Annotated in this window: 17 protein-coding genes; all 17 read right to left on the reverse strand. The window is 36.8% G+C overall.

Annotation, left to right across the window (positions count from 1 at the left end; translation table 11 throughout):
* Positions 1-1,491, reverse strand: a complete 1,491-nt coding sequence (locus ACSBQP_RS15515) for a CPBP family intramembrane glutamic endopeptidase (protein ID WP_435028586.1) — start codon at positions 1,489-1,491, stop codon at positions 1-3.
* Positions 1,484-2,719 carry a sporulation killing factor system radical SAM maturase gene (gene skfB, locus ACSBQP_RS15520; protein ID WP_008343919.1) on the reverse strand — a complete coding sequence of 412 codons (1,236 nt, stop codon included), beginning with the start codon at positions 2,717-2,719 and terminating at the stop codon, positions 1,484-1,486. The genes ACSBQP_RS15515 and skfB overlap by 8 nt, the downstream gene beginning before the upstream one ends.
* 64 nt (positions 2,720-2,783) lie before the next feature.
* Positions 2,784-2,951, reverse strand: a complete 168-nt coding sequence (gene skfA, locus ACSBQP_RS15525; protein WP_017366484.1) for a sporulation killing factor — start codon at positions 2,949-2,951, stop codon at positions 2,784-2,786.
* A gap of 251 nt (positions 2,952-3,202) precedes the next feature.
* Entirely contained in the window at positions 3,203-3,601 is a 399-nt protein-coding gene (locus ACSBQP_RS15530; RefSeq protein ID WP_435028587.1) for a RidA family protein, read from the reverse strand.
* Between the two features lie 126 nt (positions 3,602-3,727).
* Positions 3,728-4,240 carry a PadR family transcriptional regulator gene (locus ACSBQP_RS15535; RefSeq protein WP_041508142.1) on the reverse strand — a complete coding sequence of 171 codons (513 nt, stop codon included), beginning with the start codon at positions 4,238-4,240 and terminating at the stop codon, positions 3,728-3,730.
* A 5-nt stretch (positions 4,241-4,245) separates the two neighbouring features.
* Entirely contained in the window at positions 4,246-6,711 is a 2,466-nt protein-coding gene (locus ACSBQP_RS15540; protein WP_435028588.1) for an FtsX-like permease family protein, read from the reverse strand.
* On the reverse strand, positions 6,680-7,399 hold the full coding sequence (locus ACSBQP_RS15545; protein WP_025206637.1) for an ABC transporter ATP-binding protein: 720 nt from the start codon (positions 7,397-7,399) through the stop codon (positions 6,680-6,682). The genes ACSBQP_RS15540 and ACSBQP_RS15545 overlap by 32 nt, the downstream gene beginning before the upstream one ends.
* A gap of 155 nt (positions 7,400-7,554) precedes the next feature.
* Positions 7,555-8,319, reverse strand: coding sequence for an ABC transporter permease (locus ACSBQP_RS15550; RefSeq protein ID WP_025206636.1), 765 nt, complete (start codon positions 8,317-8,319; stop codon positions 7,555-7,557).
* Complete coding sequence (locus ACSBQP_RS15555) at positions 8,316-9,233, reverse strand: ATP-binding cassette domain-containing protein (RefSeq protein ID WP_435028589.1); 918 nt, start codon at positions 9,231-9,233, stop codon at positions 8,316-8,318. The genes ACSBQP_RS15550 and ACSBQP_RS15555 overlap by 4 nt, the downstream gene beginning before the upstream one ends.
* A gap of 14 nt (positions 9,234-9,247) precedes the next feature.
* Positions 9,248-9,439 carry a PLD nuclease N-terminal domain-containing protein gene (locus ACSBQP_RS15560; protein ID WP_017358881.1) on the reverse strand — a complete coding sequence of 64 codons (192 nt, stop codon included), beginning with the start codon at positions 9,437-9,439 and terminating at the stop codon, positions 9,248-9,250.
* Positions 9,440-9,991: 552 nt separating this feature from the next.
* A complete protein-coding gene (locus tag ACSBQP_RS15565) occupies positions 9,992-10,984 on the reverse strand; it encodes a hypothetical protein (RefSeq protein ID WP_435028591.1) in 993 nt (330 codons plus the stop codon).
* Positions 10,985-11,072: 88 nt separating this feature from the next.
* Positions 11,073-13,103: an Eco57I restriction-modification methylase domain-containing protein gene (locus tag ACSBQP_RS15570; RefSeq protein ID WP_348936432.1), complete on the reverse strand. Its 2,031-nt coding sequence runs from the start codon at positions 13,101-13,103 to the stop codon at positions 11,073-11,075.
* Positions 13,090-14,634 (reverse strand): hypothetical protein, encoded by a 1,545-nt coding sequence (locus tag ACSBQP_RS15575; RefSeq protein ID WP_348936431.1) that lies wholly within the window; start codon positions 14,632-14,634, stop codon positions 13,090-13,092. Before ACSBQP_RS15575 ends, ACSBQP_RS15570 begins: the two co-directional genes overlap by 14 nt.
* Positions 14,635-14,652: 18 nt before the next feature.
* Entirely contained in the window at positions 14,653-16,359 is a 1,707-nt protein-coding gene (locus ACSBQP_RS15580) for a hypothetical protein (protein WP_348936430.1), read from the reverse strand.
* 4 nt (positions 16,360-16,363) lie between these two features.
* On the reverse strand, positions 16,364-17,143 hold the full coding sequence (locus ACSBQP_RS15585) for a hypothetical protein (protein WP_348936429.1): 780 nt from the start codon (positions 17,141-17,143) through the stop codon (positions 16,364-16,366).
* Positions 17,144-17,616: 473 nt separating this feature from the next.
* Positions 17,617-19,419: a glutamine--fructose-6-phosphate transaminase (isomerizing) gene (gene glmS, locus ACSBQP_RS15590; protein WP_007498541.1), complete on the reverse strand. Its 1,803-nt coding sequence runs from the start codon at positions 19,417-19,419 to the stop codon at positions 17,617-17,619.
* Between the two features lie 577 nt (positions 19,420-19,996).
* On the reverse strand, positions 19,997-21,343 hold the full coding sequence (glmM, locus tag ACSBQP_RS15595; protein WP_008360584.1) for a phosphoglucosamine mutase: 1,347 nt from the start codon (positions 21,341-21,343) through the stop codon (positions 19,997-19,999).
* Positions 21,344-21,363 lie beyond the last annotated feature (20 nt).

Genomic DNA, 21,363 nt, shown 5'->3' on the forward strand with positions numbered 1-21,363 from the left:
TTAGAGTGATGTATGCTGAGGCTTTTTGGTATGTAGATATCTTTGAAGTTTAAATTGCCATAAGGGCATACAAACGAGCACAAAATTGTGAATAAAATGTGCCGCCAGTACACAAATAAATCCATAATGCATAAAAAGAAAACCAAGAAAACATCCAAAAACAAAAAGATGCGCCCAGCGAATCCATCTTGGATCATACCCAGTGACCTGATGCATAATTGCCCATAAAAAAGATGATATTAAAATGGAAGATATCGCATTCCCACTAAACCAAAATATAAGAGAAATCATTAAGAGTCGGTATATTACTTCTTCCCCTATAGAACTTTGCAGACTCATATTAAGCCCTTGTCTTAAAGTAAATCCAGATAAAAACATACTTCTATTTGATAGTTCCGGAGAAATACGTAATTTATTCATTCTCTCTAAAAGGTAAAAGACCAGTGATGTGATGCCTAGACTAATTAACCCAGCGCTAAGACCAATAAAAGTTTGTCCAACGATTTCATCTAAAAATTTCATTTCTAATTCATTCGCAAGAGCGCCTCCTGCCAATGAACATATAAATACTACAAATCCTGTCAATAATCCTGCAAACAAAGTAGAGAGTATACCAAGTAATTTAACAGTTTGAACACTCATCCTAGCATCGTAAGCATTTACTATCGTTAACTGTATATCCTCCTTAATTGTGAGAGATTGCACTAGTACAATCATGAAACCCAGCATAAGACTTAATGTGAGGTAAATTTGAACATTCATTAAAACTAAAACTAATATAGCCATGATCATCGCAGCAGCTGATCCTAACATACCTGAAAGACCAAAAGTAGACTCAACTTGTTCATCTCTTATTACTTTATTCATCTGATCCGTTAAAATCTCTGTATCTGTGCCGATATAAGTGATCACACCAGATTGCATTTCAACTGTTACCTTAAGTCGGATATCTTCCTTTTCAGCAAGATACCAATATGTTTTAATTTCACGAAAATCCTCTTCTTTTGAACCAGAACCAGTTGGTTTTGTCTTAGCCCATAACCCCTTTGAAGAACAAGTCAATTGATCTTTTAAACCTTCTAGTGAAATCTGACCGTCTTTTTTAGATAATGAAGTTTGCCTTACATCTGCATAAAAAAAGGTCACTTCCCTTTTAGCGTTTACTCCTATCACGAATGATTGGTTTTGGTGAACAAAACGAACACGCCAAGATTCAACCAATCCCATTTCATGAAGTATATGTCGATTTTTTTTAAGCAAACCTAAATGATGTAAATTATTCACTGTTTCATGATCATACCAATAGACTGAATATACTTCCCAAGCTTCCACGTCTATGCCCACAAACTCTCTAATAAAATCGATACCAACTTTTCTTGCCTCAATTTTATCTAAAAGGTTTGATTCTATTGTTGACACTCTATACTTCGCAAACAAGAAGAGCCCTATCACTCCAAGACCTGACCACAAAATAAAAGTCATACTATTCATGAGCGATGCCTGCTCTCATTTCATTTTCAAAGGGAAGATCTGGCTCAGATAGTTCAACTTTCCCTATACATTTACAGTTTTTCGCTTCACATTTCAATTTCAATAGACGTGTTGGTGAACCAATATCAGAAAAAGAATCCGTTAGAATGTGACCTAAAGGAATATCCTCTAATTGACAAGGTGTCACATAACCGTCTGCCCTTATATACCAAGCCAAATAACCCGGTGTACAAAAATCAGTTGTAAAAGAACTCTCTTCATGCTCCCAATCAATTATATTCAAATGGTGTCCCCACTTAGAACGCGCCTGCTGTAACTGGCTTTGAACACGCTGCTCAAACGAAGTTTCTAGCGCTTTAAAATTCTTTGTAGCACGTCCTACGGATAATGTCTTACCAGCACGGAAAATGGAGGCATTTGCTTTTGCACAATGATCAACAACCTCTGCTACTTGATCAGCGTTCATTTCATTGATGGTCATTGCAACAATTACAGGAACATTCACTTCTGTTAACCGCTGGATGGTTTCCATACTTTCCTGAAAAGCACCTTTCCTTCCCCTTAAGGAATTGTGAGTGTCGCTCGTACCGTCAATACTAATTTGTACAGATACATTTCCTAGATGACTGAGTAATTCCACTTCTTCTTGTCTCCAGTTTAAGCCATTGCTAAAAACGTTTACGTTCGTAAATAATGAACTCGCAACCATCACAATTTCTTTGAAACCTTTTATGAGTTTGGCTTCGCCCCCTGTTAAAGTGACATCAGCCACACCTTGCGCAGCTAGTTTTTGCATCACATTAATCCACTGGGAACATGTTAATTCTTCAGGATAGGGCTTACCGGAACTAGCATAACAAAAGGAACAACCTAAGTTACAAGCGTTTGTTAATTGGAGAGTACAGCTAATTGGTAAATAGGACTGTAAAGATCCTGTAAATTGAATAGGTTGATTCAATAACCCTTGTGTCCAAGCTTCTGTAAAAGGATGGGCACTCAATTCTTCACGCAATTGATCAGCTGTTAGCTCTTCCTTTTTAACGATTTCCCAGATACGAGCAGTTTTGCTCACGTCTTTATTCTTAGATAATAAAAATGCAAGCTGAGCCCCTCTTCCACTCAATCTAAAATAATACATTGATTTTCTATCTATCATAACTGCGCCATGAGGCTGCAAATGAATCGCTAGTTCAGGTAAATCGTATTCTGCTAGTTGATTACTTGACATAAATAGACACCCCTTTTATAGAATAAGGAGCTAGCAATATATGCTTAACTCCCTATGTTATTCATTAAATAGCTCTCATTGCAGGATGTGGCAGTGCACAAACTCGTGTCATTGCAATACTTTTTGAGGCCCAGCACCCCATACATCCAGCCGCCTTAACAATTGAAGTACCACCTGGACGCTTAAGGCTTTTTTTACTCACAGATTCCCATTCTTTTTGGTTTCTTGTCATAAGTAAAACCTCCTCTCAAAATTTGCATAGTGTCAATAGACCCAATCACTATGCACCCTGATATTACCATATGAAAAATGTCGAAGTAAGGGGAATTGTGTAAAATATTCTAAAAATATACTTAAAAGGTTTTTATATCAATAAATTAGAGAGAACTAAATATAAAAAAGATTGGATATGAAAACCCAATCTTTTAGCCCATACTTCCCTTATACAAAAATTTTTCATTATCTACCTCATCAAGATAATCATTAAACTAAGTCCATATCCCGACAAGCCCAAGCATCCACCTCGACCTTTAAAGCAGGTGAAGCCAAAGCCACCACATAAATCATCGTCATACAAGGCAGGTGATCTCCTAAAAACTGACCCATGATTCGTTTTCTGCTCTTAGCATCAAACTCACCTACCAAATAAAACACAAGCTTCGTTATATCTTCCACTTTCATATCTGCCGCTTCTACATTGCGTTTTACATTCTCTAACGCTAGCTCGAGCTGTTCCATCGGGCTCGCTGGGATGGTCCCATCGACTTCCATCCCCACTTGCCCTGATAAGGTTAACCACCGCTGCGGCCCTGTTGTCTCTATTTGATGGATGTACGGTGCAACTGGCGCGTGAATGGTCTCAGGATTACGTGATGTTTTCATTGATCAAACCCCTTTTCTGAAAATACAATCAATTTACACCTATCATACCAAACTTTCTTCCCATCCTATCTGCGTATGCTCCGAACGAAGCCAAAAAAAAGACCTTTCTTCAAAAGAAAGACCTCTCTAAAATGATGCTCCGCTCCGATGCTCAATTTGATGAATCCAATTCAAATCCGCCTCTAAATGAAGCAACGTGCCAGAAATCAATAAGTACCGACTCTCATCACCTTGCACAAGACATTCCGTTTTCAGCTTCGTGAGTTCCATCACATCTTTCATGATGACGGCTTTCTGCTGCTGAAGCATTTCTTTTTCTTGATGAAATCTGATTTTCCGTGCACAGCCCCATTTAAAGTGAAAATCATCCTTTACAGCATGATACGGAACAGGCGCCAACAGCCATGATTCAAGCTCTTGTCTGCCTTCTTCCGTCACGTCGTACAACTTTCGATCTTGGTCATCTATTCCCACTGCTGTCACCAATTGATCACGGATTAACCGATCAAGCGTCGTGTAGATTTGACCCGGGTTGATTTTTCCTTTTATTCCGAGCAATGACTCCAGCTCTAGCTTTAATTCATATCCATGATGTTGCTGCTGACAGAGCGATGTTAAAATTCCGTATTTCACTGACATATGATTTAACCTTCTTTGAGAGATGATATCATCTCTATTTTACTCGCTGTCGCACTAGAAATCCATGAAGCCGCTAAACTGAGTGCAATTCCTGCGATCACTGCCAGCATTAGATGCACAAACGGCAATTGGAATGAAACAAATCCACCCAGCCAATCAGATTGGCTTGAAATATATAGAAGAATCACACCAAATAAAATGCCGCCAATCACACCTGTTAACCCAATGAGCACACCTTCTCCGACGATCATTTTTCTCACCTGCTGCTTTGTCAGCCCCAGCGCCCGCATGGTGCCAATCTCAGATGTACGTTCAAGCGTATTCATCAGCAGTGTATTGGCTGTTCCAATGCTCGCGAGCCCCATAATGAAAATGAGCATCATAGAAATTAACTCGTTCATACCAGTGAAAGCCGATGTCGTTGATTTAATCCCATCCTCTACTGTTTTCACCTTTGAAAGCCGATGTCCAAAGTCTTCCCATAGCTGATCTCGTAAAGACTCACCGGCACCTTTGTCTTTTAACGTAAGCAGGATATCAAGGGGCTGCGCCCACCCTAAATCCTCTTGTAAAAATGTCTGATCGACAAATGCCACATAACCAGAATGATGAGAAGTTTTGACCACATCAATGACTTGTAACTGTTGCCGGCCAGAAGGTGCATTGAGATACACACTCTCTCCAATACGCCCACCCCATTCATCAAACGCACGCTCTCCTAACACGATAGAAGGCGTTTCTGATAATCGTTGATACAAATCGCCTTTATTGTCACCTTCTATAAAAGACGGTCCCTTTTCCTCTACGCCGATCAGAGAAAATTGTCTTTTCTCTCCATCAGCCGTTTCCCATGTCAAAGGAGCCGCTTCCATCATCGGTTCCACCCGTTCAACAGCCTCATAGGATGACAGCTTTTCTTGATCCGCTTTCGTCCATGACGCTTCAGAAGTAACCCTGAGATCACCGCCGTACGTTTGACGAATCTCTCTTTCGTAGCCGTCTGGAGCCGATTCAATGACCGCACTTAAAAGCAAGATCACAGCAATCCCAACAGCTAGAATCGCCGCCGTATTAGCGTTTCGATTCAGTTGCTGCGTGACATGCTGCGCTGATAGATGACCTGGATAGCCAAAAACCAGCTTCAAAAGAGGTGCCAACAACCGGTTCAAAAAGAGCAGGAAAAATGGGAATAACAGAACCATGCTGGCTAAAATGGCAAGATAAGCAGCCGGATGATCCACCCATATGAATGAAAGCAAGCCTATCCCTATCACCGCCCTAATGACCGATCGTTTTTTCGGTGCAGAAGTTTGGGTAGTGGATTTTAAAGTCAGCAGCACAGACGTTTTCCCTGCATGATAGATCGGAAATAACGAAAACAGCACAGGGAACACAATACCAATGATCACTGAAATTACAACAGGCACTTGCCAATTTAACGAATACACCATATCAAAAGCGAACACACCAAGCAGTGTTTGCATGAACACATCTCCAAGCCAAACGCCAATCGGCACCCCAATGGCTGTTCCAATACATGCCAAGATCAAAACCTCAATCAACATTAGTTTTGAAACAGAGCCCTGCGTGTAACCGAAGCTCTTCATAATCGCAAATTCCTTTTTCCGTTCCATCACACTCGTATAAATCATGTTAAACACGATAAAACCGCTCATAAACATCGACAGCCCTGCGATGAGATAAAAGAACGTGTACAACCCGCCAATGTCATTACTTTGTCGGTCATCCGCCACCACAGGCTGGACAAAAACATCGGCATCCTTGAACTCTTTCTGTAAAGATTGAAAGAGCTGCTCTCCGCCATCATTCGTCTGAAATCTCATATAAGAAAGCTGATGATCGAGTCCCGTCCAGTCTCTCAATAAATCAAGCGGCGCCATCACACGAAAACTCGATGATTCTGCACTCTTCCAGTCACTCGGACTTGAAAGCAGCTGTGTATATTCCACAATGGCAGATACCTTCGCTTCGCCCAAATCAGAAAAACGAATGGTATCTCCCACTTTTTTATTCAGCAGCTTCGCCACAACATCTGGTATGACCAACCCCTGATTATCCAAACGCCCTTCAATCACAGGCAGCTTCAGTAAAGAGCTCGTTTGATCTTGTACTCCGGTAATGCGCACTGCCCGTTGGTTAAGAGAGTGATCACCTTCTACATCAAAAAACGTCTGTTTATCCAGCGCTAATAATGATCCTGTCACATCAGGATGCTTTAAAATGGATGAGATCTGTTCCTCATCATACGTATGATCATCACTCAACACCCAATAATCTGCATCAGCGACATACATTTGCTCATAGTAATGAAACACATCATTTGTCGTTCGATCGGCAATGAGCATCGACGTGACAAAAGCAATTCCCACCATGATGCCTAAGACAGAAATGGCGAACCGCTTTTTATGCTGAATCATGTTACGCCATGAAATTCGCCACATACTGAGCATAATCATCATCCTTTCTAGAAATCACTTGATCAATGACACCGTCTTTAAAAAGGATGATTCGATCCGCAAACCCCGCTGCGAAAATATCATGCGTCACCATGATAATCGTCTGCTTGCTTTCTCGATTGAACTTGCACATTAACGCCAAAATATCCTCCGCTCTATGCCGGTCCAAGTTCCCCGTCGGCTCATCTGCTAACAGCACTGACGGCTGATTGACTAGAGCTCTTGCAATCGCTACACGCTGCTGCTGCCCGCCGCTCAGCAAACTAGCCCGTTTCCGCCCAAGTCCATTCAAACCAACAGCCTCTAACAGCTCTACCACCGTCTGTTGATTCTCCTTTGTTAAACGTCTATCTGCATGCAGCGGAAACGCCACATTTTCTTCGACAGTTAACGTAGGCAGCAGCTGATAATTTTGAAACACAAACCCAATCTGTTTTCTGCGAAAAATCGTTCTCTCTTTCTCATTCATCTCACTCAACTGATGCTCATCTATCAAAATCTCTCCATCAGTAGGCAGATCAAGCCCGCCTAACAGCTGAAGTAATGTACTTTTTCCAGAACCACTCGGTCCCATCACCGCTACAAACTCCCCTTCTTCTACCGTCAAATCAACGCCCCTCAACACCTCAGTCCGCTCCTGGCCTTGAAAGAATTCCTTCTTCACATTCTTGATCTGAATCATCTACAAACTCCTCCCATCCCTTTACGGAGTAATTATATACTAAGTATATATTATTTCAACATTTAAATCATGATAATATGTATTTATGCCTTATTTTTTACTTACTAAATACATAAAAAACCCTCTAGATTTTCATATCCAAAGGGTACACCATGCTATAATTCTTGTTTTCTAAAAAGAAACCATCCGATGAGAAAAAAGAAACCAATCAATACCGATACACCTAGAAAGCTAGTAAGTGCCTGATCTGAATAAGTCCCTCTATGAATCATCTCCTCAGCCGCACTTGTGACGCCTTTAGGTGCAAACTTCCCTAATGTATCCTCATAAAACGAAGGAACGGTAAACAGGATGAGGTTGATCAAAAGGGAAACGCCGCCCGCAGTCACTGAACGCTTAAAGAACGCCGATGCACAAATGGTCGATACTACAATGAGCAGTAGGTTCGGATAATACAAAAGCGTTCCTTTTAACACATCGCCCCAATCCACATGCCCAAATTGGATGTCCACATAATAAACGGAAGCAAGCACCGCCACTATCAAACTAAACAACGTTAAACAGGCATAGGCACATATTTTTGAGGCATAATAACTCATTCGACTGATCGGTTTCACCATAATCATCGCCGTTACCCCAGAGGCACGCTCTCCAGCAATCGTCCCCATCACGATCATAATAAGGATAAACACGCCGAGTGAATCAAATTTACTCAATGCACTGGCTAAAGCCTCTCCAGCACTAGGCTCTGGTATATAAAATGTAGACCCTTCAGGTAAATTAGCCGAATTCGATAAAAGATCCGGCAGCATTTTGAGCGTAATAGGCTGTGTAATCATTAAAATCGTAAAAATGATCGGCACAAATAAGATTTTATAACTAGTGAATAACTCCCTAAATTCCTTTTTCAACATCATCATGCCGTCACAACCTTCATGAAAATATCTTCAAGCGTCAGCTTAGATAATCGATATTGGAGAAGAACACCGCCAGTTTCAGTGATGAGACCCGGCAGCTCCTTCAATGCCGTATGTTGATCTTTGACTCGCACCTGATAAGTGCCTCCTGTCTCCATGCATTCCTCCACCCAATCCCGTTCTTTTAACAAAGCCATTAGTTTCGTATTCTGTTGTTCTAATTGAAATTCAATCACGGGCTGGATATAGTCTTCTTTGATCTGTTTCATCGAAGAGGACATCTCAATTTTGCCGCTGTTGATCATGATAATATGATCAGCCACACGTTCAATGTCATCTAAAATATGGGTCGACATAAAGATCAGCATCTCATGCTTTAGACGCTCAATCAAAGTCAGGACGTCTTTTCTCCCCATGGGATCAAGTGCCGACACAGGCTCATCTAGGATCAGAACCTGTGGGCTATTGATCAGCGCCTGTGCAATAGCAAGCCTCTGCTTCATGCCTCCACTATAGCTGCCAATAACGCGATCCTTCGCCTCATACACACGGCAAAGCTTCAACAGCTCCTCTGTTTTGGAACGAATGATGTTTTTCTCTAAATGAAATAACCCGCCAACCCAATGCATCCACTCCTGCCCCGTCATATCTTGATAAAATGCAGGATACTGAGGACAGTACCCAATCACCTGACTAATTTGATCCATGTCCTTTGTGACATCAAAACCTGCCACCTTCACAACGCCAGACGTAGGACGAGCAAGCCCCGTCAAAATCCGGATCATCGTTGTCTTCCCCGCTCCATTGGCTCCTAAAAAGCCAACACATCCAACCTCTCCAACAGAAAACGAGACATCTTTTAACACTTCATGCCGCCCATACGATTTCGTCAGCCCGTAACACTCCAACATATTCAAGCGAATCCCCCCTACTAAGATTGTTTACGACCAAAAATGAAATACGCAATAGGACCAGCACTCGCCACAAACACAATCACCAAAGCCCAAACCCACTTCACCTCTCCCCTGATTCTCGATGGATCTCTTTTCAACAAATCAAACAAACCAATCACCATTAAAATGGCTTGTAGCAAAATAAGAGGTAAAATCAGCTTCATATCCATCACGCCACTCCCTTTTCAAACGCCAATTTGTTTTGGTATTACTTTTTTTGACGACATGAAGAGAGAATTCGTTCAAATGGATTTTATTTTTATTGGTCGAATGGTCTATAAATATAAAAAAGCCCAGTGAAGGTTATTCACTGGGCTTGCTTGTTTTAGTTCCTTATAATGGATTAAACACATGCTCGTCGATTTACGTTCACTCTTTTAAACAATCAAATACATCGTTTTTTTATTTCTCTGAAACCGGCTTCAAACTTTTGTAGGATAAGGCTTTCAACATCAATCATCTAGTTCATTGCCTAAGTGTATAAGTTGAGTAGTTCTTCCGTTCCTCCATTTCGTTGAATTAAATCCATATAACTAGACTGAACACGACCTTCTCCGCCTCATTAATGTTCATAACATTCTCTTCTAATACAGTATGACCCCTAATGACTACTATTGATTTTTGGCTGAATAAGTGACATTATATTTACAAAACATCTTAATTGTAAAGATCACTAAATTTAAATCGTGCAGTTTACGGAATCTCTTCTAAAAATGATGTCTTTATATAGACAAGTCTTTCAATTTCTTTTTTAAATTGGGGTATATGAATTTTTTTAAATAATTAATATGGTTAAAAACATCTTCATCTAATTCATCTAAATTATTTTGTGTTGATAAAACACTTTCATCATAAAAGCACTCTTCAATGAGATATAAATTAATAATAGATTCAAATCTCTCAATATGTTCTAACATCATTTTTTCTGGATAACTATCATTTTTTAAAAATAGATTCATATTTTTCGTAAGCTCTTGTAAAATTACTAACAGTCTCATTCGGTTAGGAATATACCTAGCTTTCGTTAAATCATACTTAGTCCTATTAGCTCCTAGCCCTTGCAAAGATCTTTCATTAATTATAGAAGAGAAAATATATAAACAAAGGTGTTTTATAGTAGGCGCCACTGTATAAAATGATGGCAGATTTAAAAGTCCTTTTACCAAATATTCATTGGTAACAATTCTAAATATATTTTTAGTAGCAAACTCATCGGCCTCCACTTCTAACATTTGATATTCATATGCTGAAATATTCAGATCCTCCAATTTTTTGGATCTTGGATAAATCATCATTAAATCGTTATTATAATTTAAGTTTTTCAAATACAATATATGATTATTCACAATATGCCCAAGCTCATGCAGAAAAATAAAATTTATAGTAATATTAACATATAAATTAGCTAACGATACTGGGAAATCTTTATCGCAAGAAGAATTTTCATCTATAAAACCTGCCATTTTCACTATACTAAGATTTTTGTCATTAAAGGTTCTATGATAAAAATTCCATATTTGATGAAAAACGCCTTCATTAATCTTTATTAAAAACTCACCTTCATGATTCGACCTAAAACCTGCACTCGCATTAAAATTCAAATCCTCCATTACAATAATTTCCAAGTTTTGCATTTTTAGCTCATGTTTCAAAAAGTAATTCCAGTCATTTTTGAACTTATCAATAACTTCTGTTAAATCTGTTAATCGTCTCATTACCTTCCTCCTTTCTCGATTGCCGTCAGAAAATATTTCTGTAAGCTTTTATTAGAATTTATATTTTTTTAATCTTCATTAAATAAGTTTATGTTTTGGAAGAAAAATTTTCAATAATAGTTATATCTTCTTTTCCAAGCCCATATATTTTATATACTAAATCATTCACCTTTCTCTCTTTTTTCTCTATATCTCCTTTCTGCGATTTAACTTCTATAATTTTATCAACGAGTGACACCATTTCACGGTATAAGGATTCCTTCTTATCCAACAAAACAATGGGATATTTTTTCATAATAGGTGACTGAAAACGAAACCTTTTTGAGTTTAAATGGGTTGGATTTAATTGTTTGTGAATAAAGAAAATTAAATTACTATTTAATATACCTAACAAGAATTTATAATCATCTAATGTGAAATTAGATTTTAGCCTAATAGCATAGATAGTACCATTATAAAAAAATCCATTTGTATCCAGTGAAAAGCGACACTCAGAAGATAAATCAGGAGTCAATATTTTTATGTTTTTAAATGTTCTATGCGAACGTTCTACCCAATGTTCATACCATTCTTTACCCCGTTTATTTATTATATATTTTCTTTGATCTAGCTGATCTTTGTGTGATAATAGATATTTATTAACATTTGGAAAATTTTCTAAAGTAATTTTTCTTGTGATACCTGATTTTTCAATATAAGGATATAAAACATACGTATCTGAACCTTCTATATCTCCTGTCCATTGATAAGTCCATCTTCTTAAATTTTTTCCTCTTAACATTGGAAATACCAAATTTTTCTCTAACTTATTTTTATCGATAAATTCATTAGTTATTTGTTTACAAAATACAGAATCTGCAGTACTTTGAAAACCAACTAGTATACTTTCAATAAACTCGTCTAAATATTTTGCTCTAGGATGTTCATTTATTTTATTAAATACTCCTTCCATTGAAGGCAAATTGTATCTCCAGTAGCTTCCCAGATTAACTGTTCCCATTTTATTTGTAGATAAAGCTCCATCGTTTTGAACCACCTTTTCCCATGTTGGATTTTCGTTTACTCTTCTTTTAGGTGTCTCAAAAAAATACACAGCAGAAAGAACAGCTGCTTTAAATGGAAAAATAGCGCTTAAATCCATAACTTTAGCTAAATGAACATTTTTCTCGACATATTCCCTTATAGCTTTACCGTATGATGCACTCATAAATTTGTCAGAAGTTACAATTGCTATTTTTCCTTCTTTTTTATTTACAAGTCGAATTGATTTTTCTATGAAAAGCGTATATAAATCATATTTTCCTTTTGCTGAATAATATTTCTTTTTATATAACTTTCTTTGATTCTCATTTAAAGAGTGATACCTCAAATAAGGTGGATTAGTTACAACTAAATCATACTGACTGTCTTCTAATACATTATTTTTTTCATCACTTAAACTATCCAGTTGATAGATAGGTAGAGTATTCTTTGGATTTATTTGATTTGAATATTTAAAAATTAGCATTAATAATCTAAGCTTTGCAATCAGACAAGTATTTTTTTGTACATCTATTCCAACTATTATTTCCCCTTTAAAGATTTTTTCTATAATGATATTTTTTAAAACTTCATTGTCATTATATACTGAAAATAACCTATTTAGGTATCCGACCAAAAAATTCCCAGATCCACATGCAGGATCAATTACCTTTCTTTCTATGTTAACATCTAATTTATACTCATCATAAATTAAGTTAACGAGATCCATTCGAGTATAATGTTCTCCTAATTTTTTTCTTTTTTCTCCTTCAGATAATATTAAATATATAGAACCTAAAATATCCTCGCTACTTTCAGGGGGAGGATTTTTCATAAGCCAATCTAATATCTTTAGTGCAGATAATGAATTCTCTTTAAGTTTATGAAAAAGCTCTTCATTAAATTTATTCATAGCTTCTAATTTAATTTGCTCAATATTGTAAGGCTTATTTAGCAATGAATTTAATTGAACATATCTATTACAATACAAAATTCCATATAATAAATAAAAAGTATCTAATTCTTCTAATACAAATTTTTTTAAAAATTGGGAGGCATCTAATATATATGAATTAGTTATTTTACTATTCATATTCATTAGGAATCTCACTCAACATATAAATTACATCTTTTAAATCATTTACTAATATTTTAAAATTTGTATTAGAACACAAAAATAACGGCTTTTTCAGGTACTTCTCATCATGTCCCCACTTTACTTCATCTTGCCTAGTTACATTAACATTTTTATTAAAATAGGCTATCACTATAAATGCTTTGAAAATACGTGCATATCTCTGTGTAATCTTTTTTTCAATATCTTTTTTTACATTACCAAACTCTTCAGCATTCCTTTTTGCTTCAATAGCAACAATATACTCAGAATTTTTCTTAATATCTTTAATCCTAATTAAAACATCAATGTCTCTAGAACTCCTAAGTGGCACGCCGTCACTTTTCAAATCAAATTGAGCATCAGTTTTAATATTAATAATTTTATAATCACTGTGCTCTGTATTAAAATCTTCCTGTACTTTTTTAACAACTTCTTCTACAAACTCTTGATGCCAAAACACTCTTATATAGTGTAATAAATGATATGTAGGAGCATATATTTTTTCAAACGAATTATTCTCTATAATTCTTCTTGGATCTTCTCTATTATTCTCATCAAAGATAAGCCCCAATGAGGGATCAACCCATATACCATTCTTAGGAAAATTATTGCTAATAAGTCTATGATAAGTGGACAAGAATTTGCTTATTTGTCTATCCGAAGAAACACTTTTAATATATTCCTGCTCATTTAAGTAACCTTTATTTAACAATTTCTCTAAAACAAAAGAAATTTTTTCTTCCAATTGATTTGCTTTTGTGATCTTCAAGAAAGATTTCATTAATTCATTTGATGTGATATGTTCTTCAGCGATTCGATAACCTGAAGGTACACTTCTACTCATCAACCAATTCCAATTTATATTATTTTCCCATTTAACACTTCGGATCCATTCATAATTATGTATATTGTCTATTATATATTTTAACATGTCATATTTGAATGCTTTTATAGTGACCCTAAACTCGCTATCTATCTTCATATAACCAATAATAGCAAAGCCTAATGATAAAGTTTTTAACTTAAATATAGCAATATTACTACAACGAATATTATGAAAAAGAGGTATCGGGGAATAATGTTTATCTTTATAATCTACATTTGCTAAAAACTCAGATTCCTTATCATAATTTATTACTTCTCCATCTTGAATTCGAACTAAATAATTTAAAAAATCATCTTCATTTATATTTTTATCCATAATGTTAAAACTAAATAAAATCTCTTGTGATTCATAGATTAAAAAATTTAAAGAGTCCTCATCATAGTCTGATTCATCATTATTTTCACTATATTTATCCAGTATTATCTTAGCTATCATTACCTTTAAATTTTCTATTTTATCAATACTTGGTTTATTATTTGTATCAAAAACGATAATCTGGCTTATTAGAAATTTATACTTTAGTTTTAAATGAGTTAATATTTCTTCAATATCTGATTCATCTAGTTCAATGCCTTCTGGGACAGAAAATTCAATGAATAACCAACTTTTCACTTCATCAGTAAACACTTGAAACAACCTCTCCGTTTAACTAAAGTTAGATACAAATCTATTAAATTTTGTTAACAATTTATTTTTTAGAGCATCAGTGTTTGCATTACTGTAAGCTAATAAATTTAATAATTCATTCTGCTCTAATGGTACATTTATTATATCTGGATGATTTCTAAAATAATTTAAAACCGTTTCAGTTTCTGCTTCTTTTTGATAAACGAATACAGTAGTAAATTCACTCTCTTTTCCAAATTCAAGTAATTCATCTTTAAAACTCAAGCACTTTTGAAATTTATTACCTAAACTTTTAGGGTTAGTTGCTGTAGCAATATAGATCAATTTTTCATCAATTTTTCTTCGAATATATAAAACTGACGCTAATTCTTCTACGCCAAACTCAGTTTTAAATCTTACAATTTGGTAATTTAAATCTAAAAATACTTTCTCAAGTGAGGACTTTATTAGACCGGGCCTCTGATTATGATGTGCTTTTTGCCATTGTGCCCTAACTTCATCTAAAATTCTTTCCTCATCAGTTTTAACATTAGGTGGAGTCTCAATATCTATAAAGTTACTGTCCTCCCTAAGATTTGCGCTGTTTTGTTTCTCTTTTTGAAAATCGGATAAGTTCATTCCTTTTAACCTTAGGTCATCCATTATCTTTAGCATATTCGAAATCGCATCTCTATAACTTATTGCCTGCGTTGTATCACCTAAGTAAGCAAAAAATTGCTTTTTCATTTCTTTAGCATATTCAAGTCCTACGTCATATTCATATCCTTTTTTATATCTAATTGCCAACTCGTGAAATAGTTCTTCGAATTCATCAACATCCGAAGGGTTAAATTCACTTAATTCAAGTACATGATGTTCTAAACGAGTCCATAAAGCAATTTCACCTTTTGAAACAGCCTCTTTTAAATTACCCTTATATTGTTCGGTAACAGATGTAATTAACGCAACTGACGGTGGTTCAAAATTTACTACTTTATCAATAAACTCTTTATAACTAATATAAAAATTTCTTCTTGCTGCAGTTGTTAATGCTGAAAAAGCATGTTCAAATTCATCTAACAGAATTAGAAGAAAACCTTCCTTCTTTTTTCTTTTTATAAAAAAATGAATTATTTTTATATAATCAGTATTATTTAATTCTCTGATACCTAATTTGTTTATCTCTGTTCTGCCATGTGAAGCTCCTAAAACCCTCATAGCTGCACTACTCTTATTTTCACCTTTATAAATTGTATAAAGAAGAGTTGCTAAATTACTACTAACACCAAGCCTTTCACTGATTATACTAATATCGGTATCTCTGTCTTGACTTTCATTTATAGTTATATCTTCTGCTAGTTGTTTAAAACAGCTTGTAAAATCACTGAAATAAATTTGAAATAATTTAGATACAACCATTCTTACAAAGCTATACTTTACGACATTAGTCTCTTGAACTTGGAATTTAACAGTATAATAGTTACCCAGATATGTTAATCTAGATTCTATCCAGTTTAAAAAATGAGTTTTGCCTCCTCCAACTCTTCCAGTTAAAACTATGTGTGAGAAATTCCACCCACTATCACAATCTAAAAGCTTTTGTGTAATTTTTTCCTTTACCATCTGTTGATTAATAATAAATGTTGGGGATTGAGGTGGCTGCGAGTTTTTCATCCCCGTTAACTCTTTTCTAATACTTGAAACTGATAAATCCTTTTCATTCATAAATAGGTTTTTGATATTCATTTATCTATCCCTCTTTTTTTAAAAAAGATTTTTTTATTTTGATGTAATAAAAACTTTCATCCTTAATTTGAAAATAATCATTCTTAGCAAAGTCAACATTAACAGTCGAAAAGGAAGTGTAAGTTGCAAAAATAGGATCACTATATAGCAGTTCCAAATTCCTTTTGAATTTTTCTTTTTCATAACCATAATTCTTTAGCGCTTCATAAAGAATTGTGATCGATGCATTTTTCCCATACTCACCAACATGAATAAGATATTCATTTTTAAATACTGAAAGGAATTCAATATATTCTTCATACTCTAAAAAAGGATTAAATACACTTTCTCTTTGAACAGCTTTAATAAGACGTTTTATCGCATACAATTTTTCTGTAACGGTCCTTATATTTTCTTCAACATATCCATATTTTAAAATTTCCTTATATAGTGAGGAAGTAGTCATTTTCAATTTTGGATCAATTTTGCATATTAATTTGCAACTTTCAAACAAATCATTAATCTTATATACATTATGCAATAACAGTTTGTCCAGTTTTCTATTTAAATCAACATAAAGCTGTGCTTCCCACGTAAGATTAACAACACTTCTTCCCTCTATTAAACCTAATTTAACAAGTTCCTTTATAAGGATATTAGTTCTTGACATACGTTTACCATACAATTGACTGGTGATAACCCTTAATTTTTCTAAAGGCAATGAAGAACTTAGATCAATAAGTTTTATTAATTCTTCCAACTCTTCTAAGGAAGGAGGAAATTCATATATAGAATATAATTTCACTTCTATCCTCCTCTCATATATTAATCGATAAGTAAAGTTTATCGATTGTAGAATATGTTTGTCAATTTTATTTCTTGAAAGCACATTCTAAAATCATATTAAAGGTACTAATTCTCATTATCCCCACGAAACGTTAATTTAACAACTGAATAAGTTGTTAAACTTTCTTTTTTCTCTAAATTAAACACTCTATAATCCATATCCATCGCTATTATAAGATTAGACGGAATAATTCCTTGAAAAACCAGACAATTCATTCTTATTAAGTTATAACTGCTTCACTCGAGATATAGGATTGAGGATTGAAAGTATCAATTTCACCAACTCCGATGTTATCTATTTCAGTTCAACCATATCTAAACTTTATCCCAATAGAAAAAACTGTCAGCGGGTTCTGAGTAAGTAAGTGTTCCCAGGCTGACAGCTCTAACAACTTTATTAACATCAATAAAAGTGAATAATCTAATTAATCCCTACTCCACCGTCACACTCTTCGCAAGGTTACGTGGTTTATCCACATCACACCCGCGGTGAAGGGCTGCGTAGTAAGCGATTAGCTGTAATGGAACAACAGATGCAAGTGGTGCAAGTGCTGGGTGTACAGCTGGAAGGACGAAACGGTCGCCTTCGTCTTCTAGGCCTTTTAGTGAGATGACACATGGGTTTGCACCACGTGCAACGACTTCTTTAACGTTACCGCGAATGCTGAGGTTCACGTGCTCTTGCGTGGCAAGGGCAATGACCGGTGTGCCTTCTTCAATTAAAGCAATTGTGCCGTGTTTGAGTTCTCCGCCAGCAAATCCTTCTGCTTGGATGTAAGAGATCTCTTTTAATTTCAGTGAACCTTCAAGGCACACATAGTAGTCAAGTCCTCTTCCGATAAAGAATGCGTTACGTGTCACTGTGAAGAAGTCACGAGCGATTTGTTCCATTTCATCCTTTTGATCGACAAGGGCTTCCATTGCGTTTGCTACAATCCCAAGCTCTTTCACAAGGTCGAAGTCAAGAGATTGACCATTTAATTCAGCTGCAACAGATGCAAGGATCGCAAGAACAGCGATTTGTGCTGTGTAAGCTTTTGTTGAAGCCACTGCGATTTCTGGTCCTGCATGAAGAAGCAATGTGAAGTCCGCTTCACGAGAAAGCGTAGATCCTGGTACGTTTGTGATCGTTAATGCTTTATGACCAAGCTCTTTGACTTGAACAAGTACAGCACGGCTGTCCGCAGTTTCCCCAGATTGAGAAAGGAAGATGAACAACGGCTTTTTCGATAGAAGCGGCATGTTGTAAGAAAATTCACTTGCTACATGAACTTCTACAGGTACTTTCGCCCAGTCTTCAATGTATTGTTTACCAACAAGTCCAGCATGGTAGCTCGTTCCGCAAGCCACAATATAGATGCGGTCTGCTTCTGCTACTGCGCTTGCGATATCGCCAGCAACTGACAACTTGCCGTTTTCGTCTTGATATTCTTGGATGATTTTGCGCATCACTAGCGGCTGTTCATCCGTTTCTTTTAACATGTAGTGAGGATATGTGCCTTTCTCAATGTCGCTTGCATCTAGCTCAGCGATATAAGAAGGACGTGTCATGATATCACCGTCAAGGTTTTTAATAATAACCTCGTCTTTAGTAACAATGACCATTTCTTTATCCATTAATTCCGCATATTCGTTTGTTACTTGAAGCATCGCCATTGCGTCAGAAGCCACAACGTTGAAATCTTCGCCGAAACCAACCAATAATGGGCTTTTGTTTTTCGCCACATAGATTGTTTCTTTGTTTTCGTTATCGAAAAGGGCAATTGCGTAAGAGCCTTTTAGTTGAAGAAGCGTTTGACGGAAAGCTTCCTCTGTATCAAGACCTCTATTCACAAATTGTTCGATGACTTGAACAACAACCTCTGTATCTGTGTCGCTTTTTAGTGTGACGTCTTGTAAATATTCGCGTGTCAATTGTACATAGTTCTCGATGACACCGTTATGAACAAGCGTAAAACGGCCAGAAGCACTTTGATGCGGATGCGCATTTAGATGGCTTGGTACACCGTGTGTTGCCCAGCGTGTATGTCCAATTCCTGCTGAAGATGCCACGTTTGCATCAACGACTTCACGAAGCTCAGCGATACGTCCTTTTTCTTTGAACACATGCACGCCATCTTCGTTTGCCACAGCGATACCTGCTGAGTCATACCCACGGTACTCAAGCTTCTCTAAACCTTTTAATAAAATTTCCTTCGCATCATTCTGACCAATATAACCTACGATTCCACACATAAATATTCTTCCTCCCGATCATGTGAAAGGGACAAAGAAAGCCTACTAAAATAGAAGGGACATTTCTTCGTCCCTCTCTACATGTTTAATTTGGGAGATCATGTGTATTCCCTTTGTACAAAGAGTCACCTCTTTGCTTTAAAGAAACACTTACGGCTGTGATCTCAATATTTGATCAGCCGGGAGGCATCCGCCGAAAAATTCGATAACCTCCATCCTCGTCAACTAAGCATCTGTCGTTCGATCGCTTAGTTCGGGCGCTATAATTATAAGAGTGGCTGAACATCTACCCTGCCTTTCCTGCTAGAATAAAAATCCAGTAACACAAGGATGATTGTACTATAAGGTCTGACCTCCGTCAATCACAATTTAGCGGGTGATCCCCATCATGTGGGAAAGTAAGACCTCCCTACACTATATGCGATGAGGCTTGTCACGTTCTACCTTTGATGTGCTCTCTTATGTATGAAAGCAAACAGCAAATTGCCCTCGCTTATATGATTCGTATAGAACTTTCCTCTTATGACGTTTATTCGAAAAAAAAGCAAACCGCTACTTTGCGATTTGCTTTGATCAATTACTCAATACCCATTTCTTCTTTGACAACAGCCGTAATGCGAGCCACGTATTCATCACACAACTCTTTTGTTTTCGCCTCTGCCATGACACGTACAAGCGGCTCTGTTCCAGATGGACGAACCAGGATGCGTCCGTCACCGTTCATCTCTTTTTCAACCTCTTGGATCACAGCTTTTACTTTTTCATTTTCTTCCACTTTATATTTATCAGATACCTTCACATTCACTAGAAGTTGCGGGAATTTCTCCATTTCAGCTGCAAGCTCTGACAATGTTTTTCCTGTTGCTTTGAGTGTATTCACCAGCATGATCGCTGAAAGCATGCCGTCACCTGTCGTATTATAATCAAGGAAAATCAAGTGGCCTGACTGCTCGCCTCCGACATTATAGCCATCCTTTTTCATCGCTTCGACCACATAGCGGTCACCAACAGCGGTTTGAATGCTCTTAATGCCTTGCTTCTCAAGCGCTTTATAGAAACCAAGGTTACTCATGACCGTTGACACGACCGTGTCATCCTTTAATCGGCCTTCACCCTTTAGATAACGTGCGCATATGTACATAATTTGATCGCCGTCTACAATATCACCTTTTTCATCGACTGCAATTAAGCGGTCGCCGTCGCCATCAAACGCAAGACCAATATCGGCTCCTTTTTCTTTCACAAAAGCAGAAAGTGCCTCTGGATGAGTAGAACCTACGCCATCGTTGATATTCAATCCGTTTGGTGATGTTCCCATTGTTGACACATCTGCATCTAAATCTGCAAATAAATGTGTTGCAAGAGAAGATGTTGCACCATGTGCACAATCAAGCGCTACGTGAATGCCTGTGAAATCCTCGTCCGCTGTCTGTTTCAAGAATTGCAAGTATTTCTGACCGCCTTCAAAGTAGTCATTTACTGTTCCAAGATCCGCTCCAACTGGGCGTGGCAATTGATCGACCGGCTGATCCATCAGCTGCTCGATTTCATTCTCCTGTTCATCTGACAGTTTAAAACCATCACCACCGAAAAATTTAATTCCGTTGTCTTGAACTGGGTTATGCGAAGCTGAAATCATGACACCTGCTTCTGCATCCATTGCCTTCGTTAAATAAGACACACCAGGTGTTGAGATCACACCTAAACGCATGACTTCAGCCCCAATTGAAAGTAAGCCTGCTACGAGTGCTCCTTCTAACATATGACCAGATACACGCGTGTCTCGTCCAACGAGTACCTTTGGACGTTCTTTATCCTTCGTGAGCACATAGCCGCCAAATCTCCCAATTTTAAATGCGAGCTCTGGCGTTAATTCGCTATTAGCCACACCCCTTACACCATCAGTTCCAAAGTACTTGCCCATGTTTCAATCGCTCCTTTTTT

The organism is Bacillus sp. G402, from assembly GCF_051172515.1.
Classification (GTDB): domain Bacteria; phylum Bacillota; class Bacilli; order Bacillales; family Bacillaceae; genus Bacillus; species Bacillus altitudinis.

Bases quoted from the DNA above. Each gene is read 5' to 3' on its own strand.
- ACSBQP_RS15515 (WP_435028586.1), bottom strand. From the start codon at position 1,491: ATGAATAGTATGACTTTTATTTTGTGGTCAGGTCTTGGAGTGATAGGG.
- skfB (WP_008343919.1), bottom strand. From the start codon at position 2,719: ATGTCAAGTAATCAACTAGCAGAATACGATTTACCTGAACTAGCGATT.
- skfA (WP_017366484.1), bottom strand. From the start codon at position 2,951: ATGACAAGAAACCAAAAAGAATGGGAATCTGTGAGTAAAAAAAGCCTT.
- ACSBQP_RS15530 (WP_435028587.1), bottom strand. From the start codon at position 3,601: ATGAAAACATCACGTAATCCTGAGACCATTCACGCGCCAGTTGCACCG.
- ACSBQP_RS15535 (WP_041508142.1), bottom strand. From the start codon at position 4,240: ATGTCAGTGAAATACGGAATTTTAACATCGCTCTGTCAGCAGCAACAT.
- ACSBQP_RS15540 (WP_435028588.1), bottom strand. From the start codon at position 6,711: ATGCTCAGTATGTGGCGAATTTCATGGCGTAACATGATTCAGCATAAA.
- ACSBQP_RS15545 (WP_025206637.1), bottom strand. From the start codon at position 7,399: ATGATTCAGATCAAGAATGTGAAGAAGGAATTCTTTCAAGGCCAGGAG.
- ACSBQP_RS15550 (WP_025206636.1), bottom strand. From the start codon at position 8,319: ATGATGATGTTGAAAAAGGAATTTAGGGAGTTATTCACTAGTTATAAA.
- ACSBQP_RS15560 (WP_017358881.1), bottom strand. From the start codon at position 9,439: ATGGATATGAAGCTGATTTTACCTCTTATTTTGCTACAAGCCATTTTA.
- ACSBQP_RS15565 (WP_435028591.1), bottom strand. From the start codon at position 10,984: ATGAGACGATTAACAGATTTAACAGAAGTTATTGATAAGTTCAAAAAT.
- ACSBQP_RS15570 (WP_348936432.1), bottom strand. From the start codon at position 13,103: ATGAATATGAATAGTAAAATAACTAATTCATATATATTAGATGCCTCC.
- ACSBQP_RS15580 (WP_348936430.1), bottom strand. From the start codon at position 16,359: ATGAATATCAAAAACCTATTTATGAATGAAAAGGATTTATCAGTTTCA.
- glmS (WP_007498541.1), bottom strand. From the start codon at position 19,419: ATGTGTGGAATCGTAGGTTATATTGGTCAGAATGATGCGAAGGAAATT.
- glmM (WP_008360584.1), bottom strand. From the start codon at position 21,343: ATGGGCAAGTACTTTGGAACTGATGGTGTAAGGGGTGTGGCTAATAGC.